This window comes from Bacillus sp. ISL-55 (genome assembly GCF_018613155.1).
In the GTDB taxonomy this organism is placed as follows: Bacteria; Bacillota; Bacilli; order Bacillales; family Cytobacillaceae; genus Mesobacillus.
The window spans coordinates 1-19620 of sequence record NZ_JAGGQU010000012.1; the positions used below are offsets into that span (position 1 = coordinate 1).

Annotated in this window: 18 protein-coding genes and 1 pseudogene; 8 read left to right on the top strand and 11 right to left on the bottom strand. The window is 41.9% G+C overall.

The window, feature by feature from the left end; all coding sequences use genetic code 11:
- Nucleotides 1–552: 552 nt before the first annotated feature.
- Entirely contained in the window at nt 553–1014 is a 462-nt protein-coding gene (locus tag J7E32_RS06700) for a CarD family transcriptional regulator (RefSeq protein ID WP_214905454.1), read from the bottom strand.
- A gap of 508 nt (nt 1015–1522) precedes the next feature.
- Between J7E32_RS06700 and arr the strand changes: the two genes are divergently transcribed.
- Entirely contained in the window at nt 1523–1939 is a 417-nt protein-coding gene (gene arr / locus J7E32_RS06705) for an NAD(+)--rifampin ADP-ribosyltransferase (RefSeq protein ID WP_214905456.1), read from the top strand.
- 155 nt (nt 1940–2094) lie between these two features.
- Nucleotides 2095–3375, top strand: coding sequence for an MFS transporter (locus tag J7E32_RS06710; protein ID WP_214905458.1), 1281 nt, complete (start codon nt 2095–2097; stop codon nt 3373–3375).
- Nucleotides 3376–3438: 63 nt separating this feature from the next.
- Here the strand turns inward: J7E32_RS06710 and J7E32_RS06715 are convergent, their stop codons facing one another.
- The 3 genes from J7E32_RS06715 to J7E32_RS06725 form a co-directional block, all read right to left on the bottom strand.
- A complete protein-coding gene (locus tag J7E32_RS06715; protein WP_214905460.1) occupies nt 3439–3996 on the bottom strand; it encodes a thioredoxin family protein in 558 nt (185 codons plus the stop codon).
- A 228-nt stretch (nt 3997–4224) separates the two neighbouring features.
- Entirely contained in the window at nt 4225–4911 is a 687-nt protein-coding gene (locus J7E32_RS06720) for an SGNH/GDSL hydrolase family protein (RefSeq protein WP_214905463.1), read from the bottom strand.
- A 201-nt stretch (nt 4912–5112) separates the two neighbouring features.
- The gene (locus tag J7E32_RS06725) at nt 5113–5550 is read right to left on the bottom strand and encodes an acyl-CoA thioesterase (RefSeq protein ID WP_214905466.1); all 438 of its coding nucleotides are present in this window, start codon (nt 5548–5550) and stop codon (nt 5113–5115) included.
- A gap of 356 nt (nt 5551–5906) precedes the next feature.
- Here J7E32_RS06725 and J7E32_RS23180 point away from each other — a divergent pair, with 356 nt between their 5' ends.
- The 3 genes from J7E32_RS23180 to J7E32_RS06740 all read left to right on the top strand — a co-directional run bounded on the left by J7E32_RS23180 (nt 5907) and on the right by J7E32_RS06740 (nt 7870).
- On the top strand, nt 5907–6536 hold the full coding sequence (locus tag J7E32_RS23180; protein WP_353654024.1) for a TetR/AcrR family transcriptional regulator: 630 nt from the start codon (nt 5907–5909) through the stop codon (nt 6534–6536).
- Between the two features lie 30 nt (nt 6537–6566).
- On the top strand, nt 6567–6977 hold the full coding sequence (spx, locus tag J7E32_RS06735) for a transcriptional regulator Spx (RefSeq protein ID WP_214905469.1): 411 nt from the start codon (nt 6567–6569) through the stop codon (nt 6975–6977).
- 128 nt (nt 6978–7105) lie between these two features.
- Nucleotides 7106–7870: a GTP pyrophosphokinase gene (locus J7E32_RS06740; protein WP_214905472.1), complete on the top strand. Its 765-nt coding sequence runs from the start codon at nt 7106–7108 to the stop codon at nt 7868–7870.
- Between the two features lie 189 nt (nt 7871–8059).
- Here J7E32_RS06740 and J7E32_RS06745 read toward each other — a convergent pair whose 3' ends face one another.
- The gene (locus tag J7E32_RS06745; RefSeq protein ID WP_214905475.1) at nt 8060–9076 is read right to left on the bottom strand and encodes a DUF3231 family protein; all 1017 of its coding nucleotides are present in this window, start codon (nt 9074–9076) and stop codon (nt 8060–8062) included.
- Nucleotides 9077–9267: 191 nt separating this feature from the next.
- On the opposite strand from J7E32_RS06745, the gene J7E32_RS06750 reads away from it, so the two are divergent.
- Complete coding sequence (locus J7E32_RS06750; protein WP_214905478.1) at nt 9268–9777, top strand: ferritin; 510 nt, start codon at nt 9268–9270, stop codon at nt 9775–9777.
- Nucleotides 9778–10174: 397 nt separating this feature from the next.
- On the opposite strand, the gene J7E32_RS06755 is transcribed toward J7E32_RS06750, so the two are convergent.
- On the bottom strand, nt 10175–10984 hold the full coding sequence (locus J7E32_RS06755; RefSeq protein WP_214905481.1) for a cupin domain-containing protein: 810 nt from the start codon (nt 10982–10984) through the stop codon (nt 10175–10177).
- Nucleotides 10985–11243: 259 nt separating this feature from the next.
- Between J7E32_RS06755 and J7E32_RS06760 the strand changes: the two genes are divergently transcribed.
- Nucleotides 11244–12476: an MFS transporter gene (locus J7E32_RS06760; protein WP_214905484.1), complete on the top strand. Its 1233-nt coding sequence runs from the start codon at nt 11244–11246 to the stop codon at nt 12474–12476.
- Nucleotides 12477–12481: 5 nt separating this feature from the next.
- Here J7E32_RS06760 and J7E32_RS23185 read toward each other — a convergent pair whose 3' ends face one another.
- Together J7E32_RS23185 and J7E32_RS06770 are read right to left on the bottom strand one after the other, a co-directional pair.
- The gene (locus J7E32_RS23185) at nt 12482–13393 is read right to left on the bottom strand and encodes an AraC family transcriptional regulator (RefSeq protein WP_353654025.1); all 912 of its coding nucleotides are present in this window, start codon (nt 13391–13393) and stop codon (nt 12482–12484) included.
- Between the two features lie 131 nt (nt 13394–13524).
- Nucleotides 13525–14229, bottom strand: a complete 705-nt coding sequence (locus J7E32_RS06770) for a hypothetical protein (protein WP_214905487.1) — start codon at nt 14227–14229, stop codon at nt 13525–13527.
- A 315-nt stretch (nt 14230–14544) separates the two neighbouring features.
- Between J7E32_RS06770 and J7E32_RS06775 the strand changes: the two genes are divergently transcribed.
- Nucleotides 14545–16113: a vanadium-dependent haloperoxidase gene (locus J7E32_RS06775; RefSeq protein ID WP_214905807.1), complete on the top strand. Its 1569-nt coding sequence runs from the start codon at nt 14545–14547 to the stop codon at nt 16111–16113.
- Between the two features lie 114 nt (nt 16114–16227).
- Here the strand turns inward: J7E32_RS06775 and J7E32_RS06780 are convergent, their stop codons facing one another.
- From J7E32_RS06780 to proB, 3 genes and pseudogenes are all read right to left on the bottom strand, one after another.
- A complete protein-coding gene (locus J7E32_RS06780) occupies nt 16228–16371 on the bottom strand; it encodes a hypothetical protein (RefSeq protein ID WP_214905490.1) in 144 nt (47 codons plus the stop codon).
- Between the two features lie 509 nt (nt 16372–16880).
- Nucleotides 16881–18152 (bottom strand): annotated as a pseudogene (locus J7E32_RS06785) (glutamate-5-semialdehyde dehydrogenase); the annotation flags it as partial.
- A gap of 15 nt (nt 18153–18167) precedes the next feature.
- Nucleotides 18168–19292, bottom strand: coding sequence for a glutamate 5-kinase (proB, locus tag J7E32_RS06790; protein WP_214905495.1), 1125 nt, complete (start codon nt 19290–19292; stop codon nt 18168–18170).
- Nucleotides 19293–19620 lie beyond the last annotated feature (328 nt).

The following is a 19620-nucleotide window of genomic DNA, read 5'->3' on the forward strand; positions in this document are numbered from 1 at the left end:
CGGAGCGATTTCGTTCTTCTCACGTCTCATTCGGGAACCGAAATAGTTATGAAAAACCCTAATAATTCTTGGTTAAGTCCATACCGTACAAGATAAAAAAAAGTGGGACACAGCTCATTTCAGGCTGTGCCCGAGATTACATGGTTTGATCCTTATGATTCACGAGACGCCGGAACCGTCCCCTTGTCGCTATGCGATTACTGAAATAGAGGGAACATAGGGACGTACCATATGCTCCCCAAATTAACATTTAAAAAGAAGCACTGGATACGTCCCCATGCTTCAAAATAATGACTTAAATAATATATTGTATACCTAAAACAATGAAAGCCCTGCCTCTCTTTCATCCTTACGGCTCCTAGTCCGTGCCAGTGTGAATCAGGATTGCAAAAATCAAGTGACTACTAAACTTCAAACGTTCGTAAAGGAAATTCAAGTAATAAAAATGGAATAGATTGTAGAAAAACAAAAGAGGTTCATGCTCTAAAGGTGAGTTGGAGAAGTTAAATGTCTTGGAAAAGAATTTTTTTCAGGAAATGTATTAAAGAAACCTTAACAGAAACTTTTTATTTGATTTTCAGTAATCCCTTTAATTAATCCCAGTTCACTAATCAAAAATTTATGTGCGGTATCTAACATTTTTTTTTCGCTTGTATTAAGTGCTTTTTCTTTCTTCATACGCAATAAATCACGTACAACTTCAGTACATTCTAGTATTTTACCTGTTTTTATTTTGTCCGCGTTCACTTTATACCTTTGTTTCCACGGCAGTAATCGATCTGATTCTCCATGCTGAAAAATGTTTATGATGTGTTTTAATGCAATTATGTCAGTAACAGGTCGTATATTTGAACTCGATATTTTACCCGCAGGAATCATGATTTGCATATTACCAATCAACATTTTTATGACATAATACTGTTGTTTTTTTCCGGAGATTTCCTTTTCTTCTATGGCTTTTATTATACCTACACCGTGCATTGGATAAACAATGTTATCGTCAATTTGAAACAAATAATCCACCTCCATATATGGTAACCTTCTTAACCTTAACATATATAATATTTATTATCAAATTTTTAATAATATCATAAATTTATTTTTACTGTCAATAATTTTTTCTTCAAAGAGGCTCAGGGACGTTTCTCAGGTCATTCGTAAACCGAAATAATTATAGTATTCTTGTTTGAGTCCATGCCGTACGAGACTGTGTTAGAGATTAAATGGTTATATTTTTTCAATTCACGAGACGCCGGAACCGTCCCCTTGTCGCATCATTTGCAACAAAAAAAGTAATCCATCTCGTCGGCCAAACAAGAGTGGATTACCTTCGTGACAGCGACTTTCATCGCAGTTGAATCTTACCGTTCAGCATAATGGAATTCACCGGGTCCAAACCTCCGATAACATTCCCTCTACTTCCATTATACGACTAATAATATATTCTTTACAGACTACATTTTCTAAAATTCCTGACTTATACTGTTCTATACAAATCCCAAGAAATTAGAGGTGTATCAGTATGAATGACAAAAAAGCTGTCTTAGATCATGGTCCTTTCTTTCACGGTACGAAAGCAGAACTAAACATTGGTGATTTATTAGAACCGCAGCACTTATCAAATTACCAAGACAAAAAATCGAATTATATATATTTCACTGCAACATTAGATGCAGCTAAATGGGGTGCTGAATTAGCAGCATCTCAATCAAAAGAAAGAATTTACATTGTAGAACCTTTAGGTGACTTTGAAAACGATCCGAACTTGACTGATAAAAAATTCCCTGGGAACCCGACTCGTTCTTATCGGTCTAAATCCCCTTTGAAAATCATAGCTGAACTAAGTTCATGGGAAAGGCATTCCAATGAAGAAATAAATCATATGATTACATTTTTAAAAAAATTACGTGAACAAGGAACAGCTGTAATAGATGATTAATTATATGGGGACATGGGACCGTCCCCATGTCCCTCCTTTTTTTTCGCCATAGCAGATAAAAAGAAAACGTGAAGAATCTGGGTGCTTCAGTAGTTATCATGACCGGTGCTGGCTATCCATATATATAGTGTAAAAGCTAATGGGAGTAGAAATCATTGGACAAACAGAATAGCAGGTTTCGGTGGGTTGTATTTTTTTCCGTATTGTTCACTTACTTATTAATGTCGAGCCAGCGAACAGCTCCGGGATTGATTACGGAGCAGGTGATGAACGATTTTCATGTAACAGCAACAACGATTGGGTTACTGACGAGTATGCAATTCTTTGTTTATACTAGTTTGCAGATTCCTATGGGGATTTTGGCTGATCGGTATGGGCCTAATTTTTTTCTGATTATAGGTGCAGTCGTTACTGGGATTGGCACGATCATTTATAGTCTTGGGACACATGAGTTTGTTTTGTTTTTTGCCAGAATCCTTACGGGAATTGGCGATGCGACGATTTGGGTTAACTTGGTGTTGATTTTAGGCCAATGGTTTAAAGTAAAGGAATTTGTTCGATTGATTGGTTTCGCGGGAATGACGGGAAGTCTTGGATTCCTTCTGGCGACCGTTCCTTTCTCGGCATGGATTGACTTACTTGGGTGGAGATCAGCTTTTTTTTCAGCGGGGATCGCTTTATGTTTAACCGGAATCCTTCTTTATATTGTACTGGTAAAGAAACCAAGACAACTTTTTCCTAACGAATCGGTAACTGTAAATGATGAAATTCAACGTCAAAACATTTCGATGTTACTGAAAAGAATCGTTTTGAATCGGCAGGCATGGGCTTTATTCTTCTGTCATTTTGGGGTTGTTGGCGGTTATGTAGGCTTTATTAGTTCATGGGCAGTGCCTTATGGGATGAATATGTATGATCTGACTCGATCCGATGCCAGTCAACTAGTAATGGTTGGCCTTATAGGGGCACTTATAGGGGCTCCGCTGACCAGTTGGATTGCAGGTCGGCTTGGAACCATTAAGCGTCCTTATGTCATTGTACATTTTATTATATTATCAAGCTGGACTGCCTTCCTTTTATTCAAAGGGAATCCTCCACTTTTCATGCTCATCTTGCTTTTCTTTATCATCGGTTTTGGATTTGGAGCAAGTGCCTTAACTTTTGCTGTCGTCCGCCAATCCTTTCCTATTAGAGAATCCGGCCTTGTATCTGGTTTTGCGAATACCGGTGGCTTCCTAAGTGCTGTTCTACTGCCAGGATTTTTCGGAAAAGTATTGGATCATTTTCAGTCAGTTTCAGGCAGTATGACTGAAGGCTATTTTTATGGTTTCATCATTCCAGTCATCTTTTCTCTAATTGGCTTGTTTGGAGTGATGACTATAAAGGAAATGCGTCAGACTGATTCGGCAGAGACTGAATTTTCCCGTCTAAAATAAGCAGATGCATTCTTTTTTTCCTGAATAGTAAGGACATGGCCACCTGGACATGTCCCTGCTTATTCACTTCAAAATAGCTGATATCGTCTCCTTAAAACTATCATAAACATCTGACCAAAGGGCTGGATCTTCTGCATATCTTTTTCTTAAAGAACCAAAGGCCTCTTTTTGTTTCTCCGCAAAGGAAGGATCCTCTTTTGGCGGCAATGCGGCACGAACTTCATCGACGATTTGCTGAGCTTTGGGTGCACGAGGTCCCCACTTTCCGAGTAAATCTCCTTGATTATTAAAGATTAAAATCATCGGAATGGCACGTCCGCCGTTTGTTAAGTGGCGATCAATCAAATCTGTATCCGCATCTCGTAATGCGACGCGCACTTCAATCTCTGCAGCTTCAGCTAATTTGCGAATAACAGGATTGATCATCATCGCATCCCCACACCAGTCTTCAGTAATCGTCAGCAAATGCAGTTGATGTTGTTTTAACTCTTCTGCAAATCCATCTGCAGGAAGCTGGAATTGTTCATAAACAGCAAAGCTTTCCTCTTTTAACATGTCCATTTCATTCATATAAGCTTGAATGGATTTCCCCTCTTCAAAATACTGTTGTTCGGTTTTCATTTAAATGTCTCCCTCGTTTCAAAATAAACCCATATAGTAATATAACCCAGTCATCAACTTATTCATGACTATCTATTGATCTAATCACAGCATCAGTCCTATTAGCACCATTTATCATACTCTAATTTTCATAAAAACGGTGAGCTTTGTCTCGCTGAATGCCTGAATCTAATGCCACATATTCAGCCTTAAAAAGTTTATCAATTCTTCTTTGTAAGTCTTATAAACCTACTCTTCCCGGGTGACTGGAACGGTTACTCCACGGCAAAGCTTTTCCCTCAGGACCGCTCTCTCCCATACAAAAAAAGATAGTTCACTAGCCCATAAACCGTATGTAAGCTTTGATGGATGAACACCGTCACTGAAAAAATCCTCTGCTTTCAGGTTCATTCGTGTTCGCCAATCTTTTAGTCGGATTTTCTGATCATTGTAATGAACATCATTGAACTTTGAGACCGTACTCAACAATTCATTCCCCAATATATCGACCAAATTCCCGATGAAAACCCTGATTAAAAATGGAAATGCCGGAAAGTCTTTGATCGGCGGCATATTGGCAAACACGATAGGCACATCCTCAAATTTTGACCTCAGATCTGTCACTAGATTTTCTGATTGCTTTTGCCAGGACCAAGGATTATTTAGGGTAAAGGCATCATTGGCTCCAAGGCCGATCACTACCAGATCCACTGTATTGTCTGGAATCACCGGAACAATCTTTTCTCTGATCTTTTTTAGTGTGAAGCCACTTTTTGCATACACTTCCCAATGGATTGTCGCATTTGTTTTTTCTGCTAATTCTTTTGCGAACACACCCGCGAACCCTTCCTCATGATGATCAACACCCACACCGGCAATCGAACTCTCTCCCAGAAAAATAACTCGAAACTCTTGATCACCTTCAATTTTCACCATGCCTTTGGATCCTTTCGCTTCAGGTAACCGGGGCGTATTTGCTCTGACCCTTTTTCCTTGAAAATATAAAAATGGCAGGAAAGGAACGATGATTATACTGCCGAACAAATATAATAATCTCATATATTTTAAATGATCCTTTCAATTGGTTGGGACACAGCGACTGTTCTCCTATCCCTTTACATTACTTTTCACTATCAATCATGGCGTCGTAGCCATTCCTTCATTTAAATATTCCTTTAATCGCTCTTTTGTTTCAGAGGAAAGTGGTGCAGATTTTCTAGTGTGCTCGTCCATTTGCACGATGACGGTTTCTGCCACTGCAGCAAGCTTTCCATTTTGGTAGATTCCTTGGAATAAAGAAAAGGAACTGTTGCCAACTCTTGTAATGGCACTGCCGATTTCCACCGTTCCAGGCCAGCGTATTTCAGAAAGTAAATCCAGCTTCAGACTCGCTATCACAAACGAGGCATTTTCACCATGCAGCGGCTCATTTGCATACAGCAGCTCCGTCCTTCCCGTTTCCAGAAACGTTGAAAACAGTGCGTTATTTACATGTCCCTGCCGATCCGTATCTGCATACCTGATCTTGTCATATGCCTTTAATGGGAAATCTTTATATTCTGGTCTCATCTGCATACCATCATTCCTCCTATATCTATGCTTCTAGAGTCAATTCCTGCTAGATACATTCTTCAACACCTTTAACAATAAATCCTTCTTCGACAATTGGCCGCCAGAACCTTTCCCACCTCTCACTTTTTGTGAGTTGCTCGAACCTTTCCCATTTCTATCACTTCCTGTCCTGTCCGCACCCCTGCTGGTAAGTGTCCTTTTCGGGCTGGATAGGAAGCAATGAGTTGGGAACAGTAGTACTAATTGTTGGATAGAACAACTCCCTAACATGACACACTGTCACTTTTTACATTGACAAGTGACAGTGTGTCATATACTATTAAGATACAATATGACACACTGTCACATCGCGAAAAGGAGTGATTACCATCCCTAAGCAAACATTTTTCAATTTATCAGAAAGTAAAAGGAAAAAGCTTCTTGAATCAGCAGATTTAGAATTCACACGTGTTCCTTTTTTCGAGGCTTCCATAGCGAATATCATTAAAACTGCAGGTATATCGAGGGGCAGCTTTTATCAATATTTCGAAGACAAAGATGATTTATATTTCTATTTATTAGAAGGAAAATTAAAGACGGCCAAAGTATACTTCAGCGGCTTGTTGGAAACACATCATGGGGATTTAATTGAAGCTGTGATTGAACTGCAATCTTACTTTTTACGTGCGTTATCGGATGAGGAAGAAAAGCAATTCTTGAAAAATGCACTGCTTTATACAACCCATAGAGTGGAAAGTTCCTTTACAAGTATTTGGGATACCTACCTGGACCACCAGGAGTTCAAGAAGGTCGGAGAACTGATCAATAGAGATTACCTGAATATAGGGGCCGATCAAGAGCTGTTAAATATCTTCAAAATTGTCTCGGCACTGGCCTTTAACAACCTGATCGAAAAAACAGTAAAGGGCTTATCTGATGATGAGGCAATGGAGTCCTTTAAACTTAGTATGAGTTTATTGAAACAAGGGATTTACAAGCAAAACATATAATTCACCGACAAATGCAGAGGTGCAGGTAAAATGACTGTAACGATCTATGGATTAGGATGCAAATCAACAAAGAAGGCCAGACAGTGGATGATACACAATCAAATCCCTTTCGTAGAGAGGAATATGATGGATGAGCCTTTGACCATTACGGAACTTCAAGAACTTTTACAATTGACCACGGATGGTACTGACGACATTATCTCCAAGAGATCCATTCCTTATAAAACGTTGAATCGGGATTTGGATGATCTTTCTTTACATGAATTTCTAGAAATTATCCGCAAACACCCCAGATTACTGAAAAGCCCTCTTATCGTGGAAAAAAAGAAACTTCAGGTCGGTTATAACGAGGAAGAGATTCGGAAATTTCTTCCGAGAAAGGTTCGTAAGTTTCAGAGGCTACAATGGAAAATCGATCACTTACAAATTATTGATCATTAACTTTGATTTCAATATAGGCGCTTTAAAAATTTTTATAAGAATTGGTGGTCTTCCTGCAATTACGGATCCGACTTAATGGTTTGTACTGGCAGGGAATTAAGAATTTAACCACAAGGAGAAACCTACAAATGGAAGAACTAACTCTACAGCATGGCATTGATTACAGAAAAATGAGAAACGAGCTCAAAAGGTTTACTTTGATTTATAAATTCGCACTGGATGAAATGAATACCAAAATCAATATTTTAAAAGAAGAATTCGTCCATATCCATGAGTACAATCCAATCGAACATTGCAATTCAAGACTGAAATCACCTGAGAGTATCACGAAAAAGATGCAGAGGAAGAACCTTGACTTTTCGATCGAATCGATCAGGGAGAATATCAAAGACATTGCAGGAATCCGGGTCATTTGCCCGTTTATCACGGATGTTTACAAAATAAGTCAGATGATTGAAAAACAAAGGGATATAGAACTGGTTGAACGGAAGGATTATATCAAGAATCCAAAACCCAACGGTTATCAGAGTCTCCACCTTATCATAAAAATCCCGGTTTTCATGTCCGACAGAGTAGAAATGGTGTTTGTGGAATTGCAGATCCGAACCATTGCCATGGATTTCTGGGCCAGCTTAGAACACAAAATATACTATAAATATGATAAGGAAATACCTGAAAGGATCCAGCAAGATTTACAGGATGCAGCACGATCAGCTTCAGAGCTGGATTTAAAAATGGAGAATATTAATAATGAAGTGGCCAATTTAAAATTAAATGACACTCCGGATGATGGCCTTCATCTTTTCAATGAAAAGCTAAACAATCCAAAGGTTAATATTCAGTCATTCCTTAATGGCTTTTTGGTGAATGTTCCCAAAGACTTAAAGAAGTAGTGGCGCTGGGAACCTTCTGCTAACTAAAGAATAGATACGATGTGAGGCAGGAGAAATTCAGGAGGAATCCCTAAAGGAGCAAAGTCTACCTGGAAAGCAATGAAATCGGAATAGAACCCTCATCACTTCAGCAGATGAAAATGAAAAAAGGGTGCGCCTATGAAAAAGGCGCTTCCCTGGTGAACTCCCCTACTCTTCCCCTTTAATGAGCCTTTCCCGATCCACAAACATCGGTGGCTGCTCGAGCCAGCCCCTTTCAATAATCATCTGGGCTCCATCTTCGGAATAGGTTAAAGCTCTTAAAATAAAACCGCTATACAGAGCTCCCACATCCCTTCTCATACTAAGAGACAGTGCCATTCCGTAAGCTGCTATGCCCAATTGGGAGAGGATGCCTACCACAAACAGCATCAGCTGGTCAGAGTAGGGCGGATCGTTTGAATCACTGACGATGGAATCCCAAGTCATCGAATTGGGAACATTGCTTTCCATCAAAACATGATGGCTCTCCCTCAAAATTTTGTCGCAAAGCTGGACACCTGAATAAAAATAATTTTTCAAATCAGGATCCTGTGCTACCTGGGCAAAACCGATGAGTGTTGATTTTCCAAGCTCATTATGAAGCGAGGTCAAATAGAGATGATTTACCTCATTCCCCAGAAGCGGCCGCTTTTTCCCGAACCAGCCTGACAGGAAGTACTGCTGATCAACGAACTCCACCTTCTTGGGATAATTCATGTATGGAGGCCGGATGTAAACCCCTTTCTTCTTCATCAGCGTAGTGATCTCACGGTTAAGATTCGTTGCCTGGCTGTGGAATTTTTCAAAAAGAGCGCGGATATCATCCCTGGATGATGTCGCAATGGCACTGGAGTGGCTCGTCAATCCAAACTTGCTCATATGCTGCATATACTCCATGTAAAAAATATCAGAAAAGAGCCGTGGAGCAGAGAGATTCACATGCTTCTCGACCGGAAATCCCTCTGGCCTGGCGATGCCCTCCTGCTCATAAATTTCACTAATGTCCTTCAGATGAGAGTCCGCTACTTCAATCGTGAATTCGAGAAGCGGTTTTACTTCCGGATCATCAACCATTTGAAGGAAGTGAGTCAAAATACAAATGACGACACTGTCGTTTATATATGTATCCCATAAATTCGAAATCTCCGCGCAAGTTAAATGAACCTTTTGATTGGCTGCTTCCATCCATACCCCTCCAGAAAAACAACAAGATATTATCGATAGTTTTTCCTGTTCCATCCAAATAATGTATTTGAATTTTCAAGGTCCCTTTGTAAAAAAAAACGAAGTTCGAATAAAAACACCTAAACAAGTTTCACAAATGCCTATTTCCTATAAACTAAACTGTAGATTTTTTTATCAAGGGAGTGAAAAAAATGAATGATGAACTTCAAGGCTTGTTTAATGATCTAATTCAACTCGAGCATGTATCTTCCACTTTATATCTTGCGATGTCTGCTTCTATGGCAAAACAAAACTATACAGGGATGGCAAATTGGTTAAGGCTGCAATCTGAAGAAGAAAGAACCCATATGTTGACATTAGTTGATTTTGTCATAGACCGGGATGGTACTGTCCAAATCAAAAGCATCCCTGCGCAGCCAAATGACTTCGGCACTCCTTTAGAGACCTTTCAGAAAGTATTGAGCCATGAACAGTATGTAACGAATACTTACCGCCAGGCCTATAACTATGTGAATCCAATCGACCCTCAGGCCGCTTTGATCATCCAGGACTTCTTAAGGGAACAAATCGATGAAGAAGCACAAGCAAAAACCATTATTGATCGCCTCAAGCTTGCTGGTAATAACCCTTCCGCTCTTTTACTGATCGATCAAGAACTAGGTGCAAGAACAAATGCCGCCACCCCTCCGGCAGCAGGTTGACCGGTGACATTCAGTTGACCGAAGATCATGGTTCAATTTAAAAGGCAAAGGGACGGAAATAAGAATCGTCCCTTTGTCTCGAAATAAAAAAAGACAAGCTTTGTCGCTCATCTCAAAAGTTAGAATCCCCTATTAAGTATCATATTCAAAGAATGTCAAATCAACCTCTAATCTCGCCGGATGTTCTTTCATCACTCTTAATCAAACGTTTGATTAAATGCATTCCAACCCTAGAGGCATGGGTTCTTTTTAAAAAAACCAGCGGAAGATTGAGACGATTGGCCCGCATCTCCCTCCCCTCCATCATTGCCATCATCGCCACCTCTTGAATGGCCGATGTTCAATGACAGAGTGGGACATGAGAACCATTGTCCCATGTCCCACATGCTTTTAATCCCTACATATTTTTGCTCGCCTGAAGAAGTTTCGATTTCCCAGAACGCTCCCATTCTTCTACTGTTTCATATGCTTTTTCAGGAGTATACCCTTTCCCTACGAGGACTCCCATTAGAATAAATTCTTGAAGAATATGCGTAGCATTGATCCCTCTTTTTACGTCCTCTAATCCTTCCTGCACTAAAAATTCCGTGTGCTGTACCCATTGATCAGGAGTCTTGCCAAAAGCAATCGTATTTCCATTGCCGTTTGCTCCGCCTTCACTCGCCATTGCATCGGCCTTGGTCACATGGACTGTCCCGAATGGATGGTTAGGAGGCGCATAGATGGAGTAAAGCTTTAGCGGCGTATTGCCGGTATTGGTCACATTATGCCATGTTCCGGCTGGAATCATGATTGCAAAATCGTCTGCGGCCGGATGCTGGAAGGTCAGGTTATCTTTACTTGGGCCCATTTGTACCATTCCCTGTCCTTGCTCGATCCGTAAAAACTGATCCACATCAGGATGGATTTCCAGACCGATATCATCGCCAACATCAATGCTCATTAACGTGACTTGTAGATGAGTTCCGGTCCATAAAGCCGTCCGATACGTGTTGTTTTGCTTTGTTGCTTCATTGATATTGACCACATATGGATTTGGGCCATAATCCGCTAAAGGAATCATTCCATTGCCGTTAGGATAGCGGTAAGCGTGAAAGCCGTTCGAATGCTGCACTCCATAAGGATGAGCCCACTGACCAGACTGTCTTCCATCGTAATAATTCGGTCCATAATACGGATTAAAATAACCATTTGGAACATAGTACATTTTTTCAATCCCTCCCCAGTTTATTATCAACATATCCTATGCGATGATTATGGGTGATGTACTTAAAATAAAACAGGACAAAAGTGATACAAGTACGGTTTTCGCGTTCCATTCGGGAATTGAAATTAAATTAGTATTGATGTAATGTCTTTTTCCGAATAAACACAGCTCACTCCCCTCTTACCGCCCCAAAAAACCGCAAATTTGGAAAAGAAAACATCTCCCTTCCTCTCTATAATCTGGTTAGGGGGAGATGAAATTGACATTTAATAAAAAAATGGATTCATATCGTGTCTATATATACACACGTTTTTGGTCGCAGTTCTTTTTTACATTTATCTTTACGGTTAACCTGCTGTATCATGTGAAGGTCGTGGGACTTGATCCGTTGCAGCTGGTCCTGGTTGGGACTGTTCTGGAGGCGGTTGTGTTCCTGTTTGAGATTCCGACCGGGTTTGTCGCGGATCTGAAAAGTCGCAGGCTTTCGGTGATTTTCGGGTACTTTTTGATTGGGGCGGGTTTCCTCATTGAGGGCTCGTTTCCGTATTTCGCGGCTGTTTTAGCGTCCCAGGTTCTCTGGGGAATTGGCTACACGTTCACGAGCGGTGCGCATCAAGCCTGGATTGCCGATGAAATCGGTGAAGACCGTGCTTCCGAGGCGTTTGTAAATGGTGCTAAAGCTGGCACACTTGGAGAAGTGATCGCGATTCCTGTGAGTATGTTAATCGGTTATTTTTTCATGATCAACCTGCCGATCATCATTGGCGGATTATCCATGATAGGATTGGCTGTTTTCCTGCTTCTTTTTATGAAGGAAGAGAATTTCAAGCCTGCCAGACCTGAAAACACATCCACTTGGAAGACGCTAAAAAGTAATATGAAACAGATGGTCTATTATACAAAGGCCAGTTACCTGATGCGGATTCTGTTCCTTATTGCCTTGTTTTTTGGGTTATATAGTGAAGGCTTCGACCGGCTTTGGATTTCTCACTTTCTTGAAGAAACGCAACTTGCCTACATGACAGAAGGTAATCTGGTGATCCTGATCGGCAGCATCAATTTCGCCGTCATGCTCCTTTCATTTGTCGCCCTTCATTTTATCAGCCGAAGTTCTCTCCATCGTCAGTTAAACACCATCTATGTTTCTTTGCTGATCGGATGTGTTCTGATTATCACGTCGCTGACTGGTTTTGCTCTTTCAACTGGTATCATCGGTTTGCTGATCTTTTACCTGATTATCCAAGGAACAAGGTCTGTCATGGCACCGCTTGAGGATACATGGCTGAATAAAATCATTCCTGATTCCTCGACACGCGCTACATTTTTTTCGGTAAAAGGACAGGTTGATGCGATTGGCCAAATTAGCGGAGGGCCGGCCATTGGATTAATTGCCGCCAATTTTTCTATTAAAATCGCTATGATAGTAAGTGCCATTCTTTTAACGCCTGTAATCTATCTTTATCAATTGGCCATCAAAAAATCTCGAGGGTGATAGATTCACTCTCGAGATTTTTCTTTAATTGGAATATGAATTTCCATATAGACTTTTTTAAAATCCCAGTAATGGCAATGCTCATCATAAAATTCAAAGTCGAAGCCCTCTTCATCCACTTCATAGGATGAGTGCGGAAACCAATCCTCCAGAATGTATCTCCACGTCCCTTTGATTGCCGTTGCGAATTGCCCAACCTCAACTAGTGGCGTCCGGAATATGGCATAGACAGCCTCGGGGATTTGAGTAGAAGTTACTCCATCCGGTAAGCCTTTTTCATCATCATAGTCTACAGCAAACATATAGCTGCAGCTGTCTTCATCAAGGCTGCGGCTCAAATTGATACAATACTCTCCATGCTTTTTCGGCGACAGCTCTTTGTACAAGTACCTTTCAATCGAACCATTTGTCAAACCCTCCTGATCCCAAAAGGCCGGCACATTTCGGTCTGCAGGGAAATTCTCGATACTGAATATTTTCCCGGCGACATTAAAAGCACTTCGGCGGACAATCTGAGGCTGCAGGACAATGCCACCCGTATTCTTTTCATGAAGGCTCATCAGATCCAGTTTTTGCGGCAATGATGTCGGACAATGCTCCTTATAAAGGCTGGGCGGACTTCCAAAACACTTCTTGAACGCTTTCGTGAAGCCAGCATGTGTCTCAAACCCATAATCCATGGCAATTTCGATGATCTTTTTCCCATTCACCAACTCGTACAGCGCAAACTGAAGCTTCCTTTTTACCACATAATCCATCAATGTATAACCCGTCTGCTTCTGAAAAATCCGCGAAAAATGATAAGGAGAATACCCCACCATTCTCGCCAGCTCCTCGGCACTAAGCTCCTCTTTAATATGATCCTCTATATAATCAATGACACGTTGAAGTAAAAGTAACTGTTGAATCGCGCTCACCACTTTACGGTTGGTCTCTGTCTTCTCCCTACAATTTTACAAAACTTTCGGGATATGCGGAAGAGACACAGGGGCGGTTCTCAGGTCTTATCGGGAGCCGAATACTCAAAACAGGAGCATTGTGGCAGTATTTATTTACTCTTAAAAAAATAGGAATGAAGGATCAGTGCGACGATCAATTCTGGTTTATCTTCTTTTACTTCTAATACTTGTACATTGCTGATGATATGGTTCCGTTTCATTGTGCCGAGCAGCACTTTGTCTTGGGTTAGTGAAATGCTTGATGTGACCGTCATGGCAGAAGACACAAAAGTAGTGTCATAGAAACTAAACTCAATTGCTTCATTTAATTTAAGTGTATTTTTTAGATTTATTTGTGTTTGAGCTTTACCGATGAATTTACCATTTTTATAGATTGTCCATTGATCCTGTTGGGTGACCCATTTTTCTCGATACCATTGTACATCGTATACATCATTGTCAATTTCAATTTTTAAAGAAAGATACCAGTTAAAACCGAAAAGGTCCCCAAAGATATATTTCCATTTCTGCTCAAAGTACCGTTTTATGTACCCTCTTTCAAAATCCCCTTTAAAAAGAGGTTTCTGAATGGGTAATGACTTTTGGATATTATAAAAGGACCAGTCATCGATATTTTTCGGCTGATAGGCACGCTCTTTTTCTGCGAACCTTTTACTGATTATATAAATTGCAAGTGAACCTGCTGGAAGCAGCAAAATCATCGCAAACATCAACGGCTCAAATGCATCAAATACAATATAACGAGCAAGTGTTGTCAGCAATAATAATACAAAGAGAAATAATAGTTCAATCATTAAAGTCACCTCTAATGATCTACGGTACAATTCTATAAAAGTTTCAACTTTTTAAGACACAGGCGGGCCTTCCCCCTATTGAATATGAGTTTTTTCCATTTGCCGCAACGCCGGAACCACCCTATGTCTCGATACTGGCGAATCGTACCCTTATGTGGCCTTCTCCCTTCTCATAAGCGTACATTTACAATTCCGCTCTTGTCTAAATTCCTACCAATCAGTATCCCGCATTTGTTGCTGGACATATGATGGAAGGATTAGACTAGTTCTTCCACAGCAGTGATGTGGGAGAACATTAAAAAACAGGGTGATAATATGGGAAGAAGAAATAGGCGAAAAAAAAGAAGGAAAGAAAATCATGAAAAAGGATGTTATGCTGGCCCTTTACGAGCAGAAGAGCGGAATTGGAAGGCTTATGACATTCGCTATCAAGCGGCTGTGGACCAGAGAAATGCTCCGCTTCCAGACCAAAAATGCAATGGTGACGAAAGCTTGTATCCTGGCAAAATAGCAAACTTCTCAAAAGGACTGCCACATAATTCACTTGGGGAAGTAGACTTAAACGCATACAAACTTTATTTGAAAGCACTTAGCAGCGGCAGAGTATGCGACTTTGATTTGATTCCCCTGGGCGGTTCTGCCAAGCTGGCGAATCCACAGGCTGCTTATGCATTTGATTTTATTGGTGCAGATAGCCATAAAATGAACCTCGCGATCCCGCCCACATTCAACAGTGCCTGGCAGGCAGGCGAAATGGCAGAAGTCTACTGGCGGGCACTGACCAGGGATGTTCCATTTTCAGAATTCAGCAGCAATCCTCTTACAAAAGCAGCGGCATGCGAATTGTCAGGACTCTCGGATTACCGCGGGCCAAAAGTCAAAGGAGCAGTAACAACCGATACTTTATTCCGGGGGAATACACCAGGTGATCTTACTGGTCCTTATATCTCACAATTCCTATGGAAGGACATCCCTTTCGGTGCAAAGACCATTACGCAGAAATATCGTACAACAACTGCTGGCACAAACCACTTAACCTCTTACGATGACTGGCTGAACATCCAGAATGGAGGACCATCTGAGGCATCTCTCTATGACTCCGAAGTCCGTTATATCCGAAATGGGCGTGATTTAGCAGAATACGTTCATCACGACTTCTCTTATCAAGGTTCTCTGTCAGCCTGTCTAATTCTGCAGAGCTTTGGAAACGAAGCCCTTGATCCAGCTAATCCATACTTGGATTCAGCAACAGAAGGCGGATTTGTAACCTTTGGTGCAGCCCACATTCTTGATTTGGTTTCTAAGGTAGCCTGCATAGCATTAAAAGCTGCTTGGTGCCAAAAGTTTTTGATTCACCGCAGGCTTAGGCCTGAGGAATTCGGAGGACGAATCCATAATCATCTAACAGGTAATTCGTGTTATCCATTCCATCATGAAGCATTAGAGTCCCAGGCCCTTCGTAAAACTTTTAAGCAGTTTGGCACTTATCTGCTGCCTATGGCCTACCCAGAGGGCTGCCCCACGCACCCAGCCTATCCTGCAGGACACGCATGCATTGCCGGCGCAGGAATAACCGTACTAAAAGCTTTTTTCAATGAATCCTTTATCATTCCAAACCCCGTTGAAGCAAAAACTGACGGACTGTCGTTAAAGTCTTACGAAGGCAATCCACTGACAATCGGAGGAGAATTAAATAAGCTGGCCTCCAACATTGCCCTTGGCAGGGATACAGCTGGTGTTCATTGGCGTTCTGATGGAATAGAAGGTCTAAAGTTGGGAGAATCAATCGCAATCGAGATTCTCAAGGACTATAGCAAAACCTATAATGAAAGTTTTGCTGGATTTTCCTTTACCAAATTTGATGGTACTGCCATTACCATCTGATCTCCCTTTTTAAGAAGTGAAGGCTTCTTTTTTATTCCTGGCGTAAAAGTAAAAGCTTCTATGGAAACAGTCAAGCATGATATATTTTACTTCTAACTGCCGATAACCATATCATTATTGGTGCGCTGGATGTGAATAGACATCCTCATTTGCTATCTCCCCGAGTTTTCTATACTCGCCAATAAAGACAAGGAATGCACCTATGACAAGAACCCCGGCACCAAGAACAATTATACTTTGGGTAGAATAGCTCTCCATTTTGCACCTCCAAAATATATTCGCCCAATATCCTATTCTTTTTTTATCCAATGGTGCAGGTCTTCTCATGGACACAGTGAGAGTGAAGTTTCCGCTTGAAAAAACAAAAAATGCTTTCCGCCAAAAAAAAATGACAAAAAAAATCCTTCGTATCCTTATGCGACCTGCTCCCTTCGCATAAGGGTGCATTTACGAGATTATCGTACCCTTATGCGGCCTTCTTCCTTCTCATAAGGGTACATTTTCGAACTAATCACACCCTTATGTGGCCTTTCTCCCTCTCATAAGGGGACATTTTCGAACTTATCGTACCCTTATGCGGCCTTTCTCCCTCTCATAAGGGTACATTTATGAGCGAATCGTACCCTTATGCAGCCTTCCCCCTTCACATAAGGGCACATTCACCAACTAATCGTACCCTTTCACCACTTTCCTCCAGCAAAAAAAAGCCCTCCCCATCAATAACGACAAGGAAAGCCTTCTTCTCTGCTATATAAATAGCAAATGAATTACCTAACCAATCCATCTCCAACCATAACATACTTGCGGGTGGTCAATGCTGGCAATCCCATCGGTCCTCTGGCATGGAGTTTCTGTGTAGAAATACCAATCTCTGCCCCAAATCCTAACGCTCCACCATCTGTGAATCTAGTGGATGCGTTATGATAGACCGCTGCTGCATCTACTAGCTGCAGGAACTTCCTGGCGTTGTTTTCGATCTCCGTAATGATAGCTTCAGAGTGTTTTGTGCCGTACTGGTCGATGTGGTCGATGGCTTCATCAATATCACTAACGACCTTGACCGCGATGTCGAGGCTCAGGTATTCGTCTGCCCAGTCACTCTCGTTTGCAGGCACAACATTCGGCAAAACCGAAGCTGCTGCTTCGTCACCATGTACAGTAATCCCGTTCTCCCGGAATGCTGCAGCAAGCTTTGCATCGTTCTTCTCAAGCCAAGCCTGATGAACAATGAGTGTTTCTGCCGCGTTGCAGACTGCCGGACGGTCTGTTTTTGCGTTGATCATGATGTTCAATGCTTTTTCGGTGTCAGCTTCTTCGTCAACATACAGGTGACAGTTGCCTACTCCGGTTTCCAAAACAGGAACCGTTGCGTTTTCAACGACAGCTTTGATCAATGCTCCGCCTCCGCGTGGAATCAGGACATCGATATGCTCTTTCATCGTGAACAGCTGCTGTGTTGCTTCGCGGTCTGCTGTGGCGATGAACTGGATGGCGTCTTTTGGCACCTTTGTGTTTTCTAGTGCCTGGTGCATGATGTCGACGATGGCTTTGTTAGAGGACAATGCGGAGGATCCGCCTTTTAAAATAATCGCGTTTCCTGATTTGAGTGCCAATCCTGCGGCGTCGACGGTAACGTTCGGGCGTGCTTCGTAAATCATGCCGATGACGCCGAGCGGAACGCGAATTTCTTTTACATTGAGCCCGTTTTCGAGCGTCCAGTCTGAAAGGACGTCGCCGATTGGATCTGCATGCTCCGCAACCTGGCGCAACCCTTCAGCAAAGTCTGCGATTCGCTCGCGTGAAAGTGCCAGGCGATCCATGAATGCGTCCTCGAAGCCCTTTTCCTTTCCGTTCATTAAATCTTTTTCGTTTTCTGCTAAAATTGCTTCATAATTGTTATCCAATGCGTCAGCCAGTATCAGCAGTGCCTCATTTTTTTCCTCAGTGGAAAGGATGCTAAGCTGTTTGGCTGCCTTTTTCGCTGCAATGGCTTGTTCCTCTACTGTCGTTGTTTGAGTCATTGTTAATGTCATCAAAACGCCTCCTGTATATTTTTAGACTGATACCGGCATTGCAAAATCACGTGAACAGACAAATGTGTCCTGTTCAATTGCTTCTTTTGTTTCACAATCTTCTTCGATCAGTGTTTCTTCCAATTTCCCGCTAGAATAGTTGATTCGTCCGAGTCCGATTTCTTCCCCATTCTCATCCGTCACCCTGACAACGGCTCCTTCGCCGAACCTGCCTTTTACATGGCGGATGTCAGATAGAAGGATATTTTTCCGATCCTCAATAACTGCCGTCTTAGATTCTGGGCTGATGATAACCTCCCCCTCAGGTCCAGAATGGAATGCGATCCATTGCTGGTTGTTGTCGAGGTTGAAGCCTTCGGGATCCTGGTTGAAATACGTTCCCTTTGCACTTCCGCTCACTGCTTTTACAAGGATGTCCTTGCTGTCGGCCTTTCCTAAAAACGAGTCGATACCGGATGCCATCGCAATTTTTACAGCGGAGATTTTCGATTTCATCCCGCCTGTACCGACCGCGCTTCTGGAGCCGCCTGCTGCCGCTTCGATTTCAGGAGTGATTTCATGGACCTTATCAAGCAGCTTAGCGTCTGGGTTGTCGTTCGGGTTTGCATCATACAAGCCGTCGATATCGGAAAGAATAATCAGCTGGTCTGCTTCAATCAACGCGGCCACTTTTGCTGACAATGTATCATTGTCGCCGAAACGCAGGCGGTCGACCGTCACTGTGTCATTTTCATTGATGATCGGGATGATCCCTCTTTCCAACAGCACGTTCAATGTATTTTTCATGTTGTTGTAGCGATTTTCATTTGCGAAATCGCTTCTCGTGATCAAAATCTGGGAAGCGACATACCCATGAGATAAAAACAGTTCTGAATAAGATTCCATTAACAGTCCTTGGCCGATCGAAGCGGCTGCCTGCTTTTCCGGCAATGAAGTCGGTCGCTGAATACAGCCAAGCTTGCGGTACCCTGCTGCCACTGCGCCTGATGAAACAACGGCCGTTTCATAGCCTGCATCCTTCAAGGCCACAATCTGGTTCGCCAGGTTCTCGAGCTTACGGCGGCTGATTTCCCCATGCATACTTGTCAGCGAACTGCTGCCAATCTTAATTACAACTCTTTTTATCTTCTTATCTTGCTCTAACATCCAATACCTCCTTGTGGATCTGTCTGCAACAGAAGGAACAATCACTCATTCAAAAAGTGTTCGTATACCGTTCGTATTTTGCCAACGTTATTAATGGTAACATCCTCAATTATAGTTTCAAGGGATATCCTTCCATTCGTGAGCATATGGCCGAGATAGTGAATGGAAGCGGTAACATTTTGAAGATATGGTCCATTATATGAGGCTCATCATGGATGAGGATGTCTCAGGGGGAAATATGGAGGTATATCGGGATTGTCGGGATAAGCAGGAAACTTTCCAAAAATAAACCTTACAAAACCTTAATATTCAATTTACAAAGCCTATG

Excerpts from the sequence above, each read along its gene's own strand:
- J7E32_RS06780 (WP_214905490.1), bottom strand. The coding sequence starts at position 16,371 with ATGGAGAGCTATTCTACCCAAAGTATAATTGTTCTTGGTGCCGGGGTT.
- spx (WP_214905469.1), top strand. The coding sequence starts at position 6,567 with ATGACTGTAACGATCTATGGATTAGGATGCAAATCAACAAAGAAGGCC.
- arr (WP_214905456.1), top strand. The coding sequence starts at position 1,523 with ATGAATGACAAAAAAGCTGTCTTAGATCATGGTCCTTTCTTTCACGGT.
- J7E32_RS06715 (WP_214905460.1), bottom strand. The coding sequence starts at position 3,996 with ATGAAAACCGAACAACAGTATTTTGAAGAGGGGAAATCCATTCAAGCT.
- J7E32_RS06775 (WP_214905807.1), top strand. The coding sequence starts at position 14,545 with ATGGGAAGAAGAAATAGGCGAAAAAAAAGAAGGAAAGAAAATCATGAA.
- proB (WP_214905495.1), bottom strand. The coding sequence starts at position 19,292 with ATGTTAGAGCAAGATAAGAAGATAAAAAGAGTTGTAATTAAGATTGGC.
- J7E32_RS06750 (WP_214905478.1), top strand. The coding sequence starts at position 9,268 with ATGAATGATGAACTTCAAGGCTTGTTTAATGATCTAATTCAACTCGAG.
- J7E32_RS06720 (WP_214905463.1), bottom strand. The coding sequence starts at position 4,911 with ATGGTGAAAATTGAAGGTGATCAAGAGTTTCGAGTTATTTTTCTGGGA.
- J7E32_RS06740 (WP_214905472.1), top strand. The coding sequence starts at position 7,106 with ATGGAAGAACTAACTCTACAGCATGGCATTGATTACAGAAAAATGAGA.
- J7E32_RS06755 (WP_214905481.1), bottom strand. The coding sequence starts at position 10,984 with ATGTACTATGTTCCAAATGGTTATTTTAATCCGTATTATGGACCGAAT.
- J7E32_RS06770 (WP_214905487.1), bottom strand. The coding sequence starts at position 14,229 with ATGATTGAACTATTATTTCTCTTTGTATTATTATTGCTGACAACACTT.
- J7E32_RS06745 (WP_214905475.1), bottom strand. The coding sequence starts at position 9,076 with ATGGAAGCAGCCAATCAAAAGGTTCATTTAACTTGCGCGGAGATTTCG.
- J7E32_RS06725 (WP_214905466.1), bottom strand. The coding sequence starts at position 5,550 with ATGCAGATGAGACCAGAATATAAAGATTTCCCATTAAAGGCATATGAC.